This window comes from Oleiphilus sp. HI0086 (assembly GCF_001635225.1).
Genome location: NZ_LWFZ01001048.1, coordinates 1 through 886, shown reverse-complemented (window position 1 = coordinate 886; position 886 = coordinate 1). Strand labels below are relative to the sequence as shown.

Annotated in this window: 1 protein-coding gene and 1 pseudogene; both read right to left on the bottom strand. The window is 44.5% G+C overall.

Annotated features, from left to right (window positions below):
* Nucleotides 1-70: 70 nt before the first annotated feature.
* Nucleotides 71-679, bottom strand: coding sequence for a 50S ribosomal protein L4 (rplD, locus tag A3756_RS18750; protein ID WP_068508509.1), 609 nt, complete (start codon nt 677-679; stop codon nt 71-73).
* An 8-nt stretch (nt 680-687) separates the two neighbouring features.
* Nucleotides 688-886, bottom strand: a pseudogene (gene rplC, locus A3756_RS18745) (50S ribosomal protein L3); the annotation flags it as partial.

The following is an 886-nucleotide window of genomic DNA, read 5'->3' as shown; positions in this document are numbered from 1 at the left end:
TTCTCTGCTGCCATAGAAGCTTTTTCAGAAATATGAGGACCTAAAAGAACCTTATAGATACGTTGTTCATTCATCCCAACATCTCCTCAATCTTTTTAAGAGCAGAAACTGTGACAACCACCTTATCGAAACCAACAAGGCTTACAGGGTCAACACTTTCCGCATCACGCACATCCACTTTAGGGATATTGCGAGACGCCAAATATAAGTTTTGATCAATTTCTTCAGAGATGATCAAAGTACTATCTAGCAAACCCTGCTCTTTCAACTTAGCAGTCAGCTCTTTTGTCTTTGGCTCAGCAACAGTTAGCTCTTCAACAACCAACAAACGCTCCTGACGAACCAACTCTGACAAAATAACCTGCATCGCTGCACGATACATTTTACGGTTTACTTTTTGAGAGTGATCTTGCGGCTTCGCAGCAAATGTAACACCACCTGAACGCCAGATTGGGCTACGAATAGTACCTGCACGTGCACGACCAGAACCCTTCTGCTTCCATGGCTTCTTACCACCACCACTTACTTCAGAACGAGTTTTCTGAGCTCGAGAACCCTGGCGGGCAGCTGCCATATATGCAGTGACAACCTGATGAACCAAAGACTCATTAAATTCACGAGAAAACGTAGCTTCAGATACAGCCACTGAATTTCCAGAACCAGTAATTGTTAATTCCATGACGCCCCCTATGCCTTCTGTGCTGGCTTGACAATGATGTCCGCGCCAGTAGCACCAGGAACAGAACCTTTAATCAATAAAAGGTTACGTTCTGCGTCTACACGAACGACTTCTAAGCTCTGAACAGTAACTTGTTCAGCACCCATGTGACCTGACATCTTCTTGCCTTTAAAAACACGACCTGGCGTCTGACACTGACCAATTGAA

Bases quoted from the DNA above. Each gene is read 5' to 3' on its own strand.
- rplD (WP_068508509.1), bottom strand. From the start codon at position 679: ATGGAATTAACAATTACTGGTTCTGGAAATTCAGTGGCTGTATCTGAA.